This is a genomic window from Kitasatospora sp. NPDC041988 (assembly GCF_055588525.1).
Window position 1 is genome coordinate 1 of record NZ_JBVJCO010000039.1, and the last position, 7173, is coordinate 7173.

Genomic DNA, 7173 nt, shown 5'->3' on the forward strand with positions numbered 1-7173 from the left:
GCCCCCCCCCCCCCCCACCCCCCCCCCCCCCCCCCCCCCCCCCCCCCCCCCCCCCACCCCCCCGACCCCCCCCCCCCCCCCCCCGCCTCCCCCCCCCCCCCCCCCCCCCCCCCCCCCCCCACGCGGGTGACCCTCGGGCCGGAGGTTCAGACCGCCATGGCCAGCATCAGCGGCGCCGCCCGGGCCGCCAGCAGCTCGGCGGCCGCCTTCAGCCGGTGCACGTTGGCCACCGGCATCGAGGTGGCCAGGCAGCCGACCGTGCTGCCCGCCATCACCGGCACGGCCGCGCAGACGGTGCCCAGCGCGTACTCCTGGATGTCCAGCACCGGCACGGTGGCCGGCTGGCGCTCCAGCCGGTGCATCAGCTGGTCGGCGTCGGTGACCGTCCGCGAGGTGAGCCGGGCCACCGGGTGCCGGGACAGGTGGTCCCGGCGGCCGTCGTGGTCGAGCTGGCTCAGCAGGCACTTGCCGATCGCGCTCGCGTGCGCGGTGGCCCGGAAGTCCACCCACTCCTGCACCGCCGGCGCGTGGTCGGCGGCGGAGACCGCCTCCACCGACAACTCGCCGTCGTGGTACCGGCTGAAGTACACGGCCGCACCCAACTCGTCGCGCAGGTCGGCGAGTTTGCGGTCGAGCCGGGCGCGCACCAACTGCTCCCGATTGCCCTGGCCGAGCAGCGCGAAGGTGCCGCCGAGCACCCAACCGCCGTCCTGGCACTGGAGGTAGCCCTCGATCTCCAGGATCTCGGCGAGCCGGCGAACCGTCGGCAGGCCCAGGGACGTCTCCCTGGCGAGGGAGACCAGGGTGGCACCGCCGGGGTGCCGGTCGACGGCCTCCAGCAGTCTGAGCGCGTGCTGCAAGGAGGTGAACGGACCAGGCATGCCCTGGTCCAGTGCGGCGTGACGACCCGGGGCTGGTGTCGACATGTCGTCCCCTTCCGATGTCCGCCCGCGGAGCGACCTGCGGGCGCCCTCCAGCCTAGCCACCCCGAGGCCCCGGCAGTTGCCGTCCGCGAATATTCGGTGAAGGTGCTGGACGGCCGGACGGCGGCGTGCTTCCGGCGTACCGGCGTACGCCTGCGGCATGCGCCCGGCCGGCGCACGACAGACGGGCCCCTCCCCCACTGCCCTGGGGGGAGAGGCCCGGTCGCGGCCGCCGGGGTACGGGGCCCCGGCGGCCGGTGAGGGTGGTCAGGCGGTACGTCAGCCCTCGTCGCCGGCGCGGAGCTTGGCGACGGCGGCCTCCAGGCGGGCGCCGTACTCCTCGTCGGCCGCGTGGAAGTGGGCGAGGTTCTTCTCGACGATGTCGTCGCGCGAGACCTGCGCCAGGAAGCCCGCGATGTTGTTGATCAGGCGGGTCTTCTCGCCGGCCGACATCAGCCGGTAGAGCTCACCGGCCTGGAAGAAGTCGTCGTCCTTGGTGTGCGCCGGCGTGGTGTAGGTGCCGGTGTAGCCGTCCAGCTTGACCGGCGCGGCGAGCGCGCTGTCGGTCTGGGCGGGGCCGTCGTACGAGTTGGGCTCGTAGTTCTTGCCGCGGCCCGACTTGTTGACGGCGGAGAAGCCGTCACGGCCGTAGTTGTTCGCCTCGGTGGCCCGGGGGGCGTTGACGGCGAGCAGGGTGTGGTTGACGCCGAGGCGGTAGCGCTGGGCGTCGGCGTAGGCGAACAGGCGGCCCTGGAGCATCTTGTCCGGGGACGGACCGATGCCGGGCACGAAGTTGTTCGGCGAGAACGCGGACTGCTCGACGTCGGCGAAGACGTTCTCGGGGTTGCGGTTCAGCACCAGGCGGCCGACCTTGACCAGCGGGTAGTCGGCGTGCGGCCACACCTTGGTGAGGTCGAACGGGTTGAAGCGGTACTCCGCGGCCTCGGCGACCGGCATCAGCTGGACGTAGAGGGTCCAGGACGGGAAGACGCCGCGCTCGATGGCCTGGTGCAGGTCACGCTGGTGCGAGTCGGCGTCGGCGCCGAGCACCTCGGCGGACTGGTCGCCGTCCAGCGATCGGATGCCCTGGTTGGTCTTGAAGTGGTACTTCACCCAGAAGGCGTCGCCCTGCTCGTTGACCCACTGGTAGGTGTGCGAGCCGTAGCCGTTCATGTGGCGGTACGAGGCCGGGATGCCGCGGTCGCCGAAGAGCCAGGTGATCTGGTGGGTGGAGGCCGGCGAGTGGGCCCAGAAGTCCCAGACGTTGTCGGCTTCCTGGATGCCCGTGTACGGGTCGCGCTTCTGCGAGTGGATGAAGTCGGGGAACTTCAGCGGGTCCTTGATGAAGAAGACCGGGGTGTTGTTGCCGACGAGGTCGTAGTTGCCCTCCTCGGTGTAGAACTTCAGCGCGAAGCCGCGCGGGTCGCGGACGGCGTCGCTGGAGCCCAGGTTGCCGGCCACGGTGGAGAAGCGCAGGAACAGCTCGGTGCGCTTGCCCACCTCGGAGAGGAACGCGGCCTTGGTGTACTGCGAGACCTCGTCGGTCACCTCGAAGTAGCCGTACGCGCCGGAGCCGCGGGCGTGCACGACGCGCTCCGGGATGCGCTCGCGGTTGAACCGGGCGAGCTTCTCCAGGAGCTGCTGGTCCTGGATGAGCAGCGGGCCGTACTCGCCGGCCGACGCCGAGTTCTGGTTGTCGGCGATGGGCGCGCCGGACTCCGTGGTCAGGATCTTGGACATGGAGGGTCCTTCAGGTGTCGATAAAGGCGTTGCGTGGAGAGCGAGGTGACTGGACCTCAGGTGACGAGTACTCGGATTCGGCGTCTGCGGATCCGGGATGCTCGGATCCGGGATGCTCAGATGCCGAGCAGGCGCCAGACGGCGGAGCGGCGGCGGGAGGAGTGCTCGCCGTCCGGGCCGTCGGCCGGCCGGAGCGCGGCGACGGCGGCGGTGGCCGCGGTCTGGTCCGCCAGCGGGCGGGCGGCCGCCAGCGCGGCGGCCTCGTCGGCGCTCAGGCCGGCGTCGGTGAGCGCCGCGGAGGCCTCGGCGGCCGGGACGGCGTTGAACCAGCGCAGCGCGAGGGCGGCGCGGCCGGCCTCGGTGAGCCGGCCGGTGAGGCGGAGCCGGGCGAGGCCGCCGTCCGGGTAGACGTTGATCCGGACGTGGGTCACCGGCCGGCCCACGTCGAGCCGGAAGCGGTGCCGGGTGTCGGGCTGGAGGCGGGTGCGGGGCAGGATCTCGAACCAGCCGTCACGGTCCTCGGACGGATTTCCGCCCTGCGAGGCGTCATAGCCGGCCAGGTCGGCCCAGCCGGGAGCGTTGGCGACGAAGTGGGTGGTATCCACCTCGGCTGCCAGGACCTCGCCGCCCCCGGCCAGGGCGATCTGTACCCAGTCGTTGGCCTTGTCGCGCCGACGCCGGGTCTCCCAGCCCTCGCCCATGACGGAGGCGCGACCGGGAGCGTTCAGGTTGTGCGGGGAGGAGAAGTAGCGGTCGGACGCCGCCTCGGCCACGCCGCCGTACTCCTGGGCGGCCAGGTCGAAGGTCAGGCCGTCCAGTTCGCGCGGGTCGGGCAGGACCTCACCGTGCACGCGGAGTCGGGCGACGCCGCCGTCCGGGAAGATGTTGAGGCGTACGTGGGTGAAGCGGGTGGCGTTGTCGACGGCGAACTCGTGCGCGGTGTCGCCCTGGAGCGGGGTGCGCGGCAGCAGTTCGACCCACTCGGCCCCGGCCAGCTCCTCCGGCGACGGGTGCCCGGGGACGGCCGCGGCCTCGACCGAGGCGCTCTCCGGGTAGTTGCCGGTGAAGTGGGCGGTGTCGACGACCAGCCCGCGTATGACACCGCCGACGCCGAGCCGCACGATCGTCCAGTCGTGGTCGTCGTCGGTGGGGTGCGGCTGGTCGGCGCTGACGCCGCGGCGGCGCTTGGACTCCCAGCCGTCCATGATCTGGCCCTTGTGGCCGAAGGTGTGCGCGCGGAACTCGGCGGGCTTGGCGACCAGGAGGTTCTCCGCGTCCGCGAAGGTGTCCTCGTTGGTGGCGACGACGCCGGCACCGAGCAGCCGGGAGGCCAGGTTGACCAGCTCGGTGAACGGAGCGCTCGGGGTCTTGACGGTGCTCACTGAGACTCCTCGGGGCGAGTGACCGGGCGGGTGATCTGGCGGCCGAACGGCTCGGCCGTGACGTCGACGACCCGGCCGCGGAGCCAGGTGGTGCGCACGGCGCCGGTCAGCGTCCGGCCCGCGTACGGGGTGACGGGGTTGCGGTGGTGCAGTTCGGTGGCGTGCACGGCGAAGTCGGCGTCCGGGTCGAAGGCGACCAGGTCGGCGTCGTGGCCGACGGCGATGGCGCCCTTCGTCCCGGTGAGGCCGACCAGGCTTGCCGGGCCGGCGGCCATCCAGCGGGCGACGTCGCCGAGCGTGTGGCCGCGGCGGCGGGCCTCCGTCCAGATCGCCGGCAGGCCGAGCTGCAGGGAGGCGATGCCGCCCCAGGCCGCGGCGAAGTCCCCGCTGCCGCCGAACTCGGGCAGCAGCTTGAGGTCCGGGGTGGACGGCGAGTGGTCGGAGACGATAGCGATGAACTCGCCGTCGGCCAGAGCCGCCCAGAGCGCGTCGCGGTTGGACTCGTCGCGGATCGGCGGGCAGCACTTGAAGGCGGTGTCGCCGTCCGGGACCTCCTCGGCCGCGAGGGTGAGGTAGTGCGGACAGGTCTCGGCGGTCACCTGCACGCCGTCCTCGCGGGCCTGGCGCAGCAGCGGCAGCACGGCGGCGGAGGAGACGTGCAGGATGTGGACGCGGGCGCCGGTGCGGCGGGCGGTGTCCAGCAGCCGGGCGACGGCGGCGGTCTCCGCGCCGTCGGGGCGCGAGGCGAGGAAGTCCCGGTAGTGGACGCCGGGCTGCTGCGGGGCGGCGGCGAGGACGGCCGGGTCCTCGGCGTGGATGATCGCCAGGGCGCCGATCCGCGCCTGCTCGGCCAGCGCGGCCTCCAGGTCGGCCTGCTCGACGTGCGGGAACTCGTCGACGCCGGACGGCGCGAGGAAGCTCTTGAAGCCGAACACACCGGCGCGGTGCAGCGGTTCGAGGTCGCGGACGTTGCCGGGGACGGCGCCGCCCCAGAAGCCGAGGTCGATCCAGGCCTGGCCATCGGCGATCTTCCGCTTGGCCTCCAGGCCGTCCACCGTGGTGGTGGGCGGGATGGAGTTGAGCGGCATGTCGATGACGGTGGTGACACCGCCGGCCGCGGCGGCCCGGGTGGCGGTGGCGAACCCCTCCCACTCGGTCCGGCCGGGCTCGTTCACGTGCACGTGGGTGTCGACCAGGCCGGGGAGCAGGGCGGTGTCGCCGAGGTCGGTCAGATGCTGGTCGCCGGCGAGGAGGGAACCGTGGGCGGCGATCTGCTCGATCCGCCCGTCCCGGATCAGCACGTCCGCGGGACGCTCGCCGTCCGGCAGGACAACCCGGCGCGAGCGGATCACCACAGTGTCGCTGAAGGGCATGGGGGACCTCCGAAACCAGAAGAGGGGTGGCCTGAAGAAGAATTGGGGGCTTCGTCGAAGGATTGCCCGGAGCCTAGGGCCGCCTTCAACAAAACGTCAATGGAGGAAGGTACGAGGGGCGAGCGGGTCGCTCAGCCGTCCAGGAGCGCGGCCGCGAGCCGCTCCCCCGCGACCTCGGCCAGTTCCGCCGCCTTGGTCATGCTGTCCCCGGGCTGTTCGGCCAGGTCGGTGAGGGCGTAGGCGGCGGCGAACCCGGCCGCCCGCCACTCACTCTCCGACAGTTCCAGCCGCCCTGCCACAGCGGCCACCCGAACCCCCGCCCGGGCGGCCGCCGCGGCAACTCCGGCGGGTGCCTTGCCATGGAGCGTCTGAGCGTCCAGGCAGCCCTCGCCGGTCACGACGAGGCGTGCCCCACGCACGGCCTCGTCGAAACCCAGCAGTTCGAGCATGAGCTCGATGCCGGGTCGCATGGTGGCGCCGAGCAGGGCGAGGGCGGCGAAGCCCACCCCGCCCGCGGCCCCGGCGCCGGGGGCCTCACGGAAGTCCTGTCCGACGGCCTCGCCGACCACATCGGCGAAGCGGGCCAGGCCCTCCTCCAGGATCACCAGGTCGTCGCCGTCGGCGCCCTTCTGCGGGCCGTAGACGGCCGTCGCGCCACGCGGGCCGAGCAGCGGGTTGTCCACGTCGCAGGCCACCACGACCTCGACCCCGGTGAGCCCTGGCGCCGAGGTCGCAGTGGCCAGCGGGCCGAGGTCGAGCCGGGCCAGCCTGCGCAGCGCGGCCCCGCCCGGCGGCAGCTCGGTGCCGTCGGTGTCCAGCAGCGAGACGCCGAGCGCCTGGACCATGCCCGCGCCGCCGTCGGTGCAGGCGCTGCCGCCGAGGCCGAGCACGATCCGCTTGGCGCCCAGCGAGACCGCCCGGCCGATCAGCTGGCCGACTCCGTAGGAGCCGGCCGCGAGCGGGGCGGTCCGGCCGCCGGGGAGCCGGGCCAGCCCGGAGGACTGCGCCAGCTCGACCACGGCGGTGTCGCCCCTGACGGCGAGCGCGGCGTCCACCGGCAGGCCGGTGGGGCCGGCCACCTTGGCCGGGATCCGGGTGAAGCCGGCCGCCAGCGCGGCGGCCAGGGTGCCCTCGCCGCCGTCGGCGACGGGCAGTTCACGGATGTCGGTGCCGGGCGCGGCACGGCGGATGCCCGCGGCGATCCGGGCGGCGACCTCGGCACCCTCCAGGGTGCCCTTGAACTTGTCGGGAGCTACGACCACATGGCCCTGAGTGGGGGTGGCGGGCATGGCGTGGGCCTCACTTCCGGACGGGTCTGGCGATGGTTCGTCAAGCATGTGCCCCGAGGGCCACTGAAGGCCCCTGCGGGCCGCTGTGCCCCGGGTGGGTGGGGCGGCCCCCTCCCCGCCGTTCCCCTCGTCCCGCTTCCGACGTACGAGAGGCTCCCCTCGGCGAAGGAGGGGGCCTGGCGACGCACAACAGGCACGACCGAAGTGCCCCCCGACAGGGAGTGTGCGTCACCGGCCTGGACGATCGGCAGGAGGCGGATGAGCCCCAGCCCACCTGCCGATCGGGCCTGGCCTCCTGGTGGCGCGGGCACGACCGGATAGGTACACGCCACCAGGAGGAGTCTGTGGGGCCGGGGCGTCACCGCCCCGGCGTGGGGGGGGGGGGGGGGGGGGGACCGACACCCACGAAGGGGACGACCACAGCAAAACCCAACAGGAAAGGAGTGGGGAGAGAGGAGGGCGGCGG

General features: G+C 73.5%; 5 protein-coding genes. All 5 read right to left on the reverse strand.

The features are described 5' to 3' along the window. Window positions 1–146 precede the first annotated feature (146 nt). On the reverse strand, window positions 147–926 hold the full coding sequence (locus tag ACZ6NC_RS30865; RefSeq protein WP_465737140.1) for an IclR family transcriptional regulator: 780 nt from the start codon (window positions 924–926) through the stop codon (window positions 147–149). A 276-nt stretch (window positions 927–1202) separates the two neighbouring features. Continuing rightward, on the reverse strand, window positions 1203–2663 hold the full coding sequence (locus ACZ6NC_RS30870) for a catalase (protein WP_465737141.1): 1461 nt from the start codon (window positions 2661–2663) through the stop codon (window positions 1203–1205). A 116-nt stretch (window positions 2664–2779) separates the two neighbouring features. Continuing rightward, window positions 2780–4045 carry an allantoicase gene (gene alc / locus ACZ6NC_RS30875; RefSeq protein WP_465737142.1) on the reverse strand — a complete coding sequence of 422 codons (1266 nt, stop codon included), beginning with the start codon at window positions 4043–4045 and terminating at the stop codon, window positions 2780–2782. Continuing rightward, the gene (gene allB, locus ACZ6NC_RS30880) at window positions 4042–5418 is read right to left on the reverse strand and encodes an allantoinase AllB (protein ID WP_465737143.1); all 1377 of its coding nucleotides are present in this window, start codon (window positions 5416–5418) and stop codon (window positions 4042–4044) included. The genes alc and allB overlap by 4 nt, the downstream gene beginning before the upstream one ends. Window positions 5419–5549: 131 nt before the next feature. Next, window positions 5550–6707 carry a glycerate kinase gene (locus tag ACZ6NC_RS30885; protein ID WP_465737144.1) on the reverse strand — a complete coding sequence of 386 codons (1158 nt, stop codon included), beginning with the start codon at window positions 6705–6707 and terminating at the stop codon, window positions 5550–5552. Between the last annotated feature and the right edge of the window lie 466 nt (window positions 6708–7173).

Coding starts and splice junctions, on each gene's coding strand:
- ACZ6NC_RS30865 (WP_465737140.1), bottom strand. CDS start 926: ATGTCGACACCAGCCCCGGGTCGTCACGCCGCACTGGACCAGGGCATG.
- allB (WP_465737143.1), bottom strand. CDS start 5,418: ATGCCCTTCAGCGACACTGTGGTGATCCGCTCGCGCCGGGTTGTCCTG.
- ACZ6NC_RS30885 (WP_465737144.1), bottom strand. CDS start 6,707: ATGCCCGCCACCCCCACTCAGGGCCATGTGGTCGTAGCTCCCGACAAG.
- ACZ6NC_RS30870 (WP_465737141.1), bottom strand. CDS start 2,663: ATGTCCAAGATCCTGACCACGGAGTCCGGCGCGCCCATCGCCGACAAC.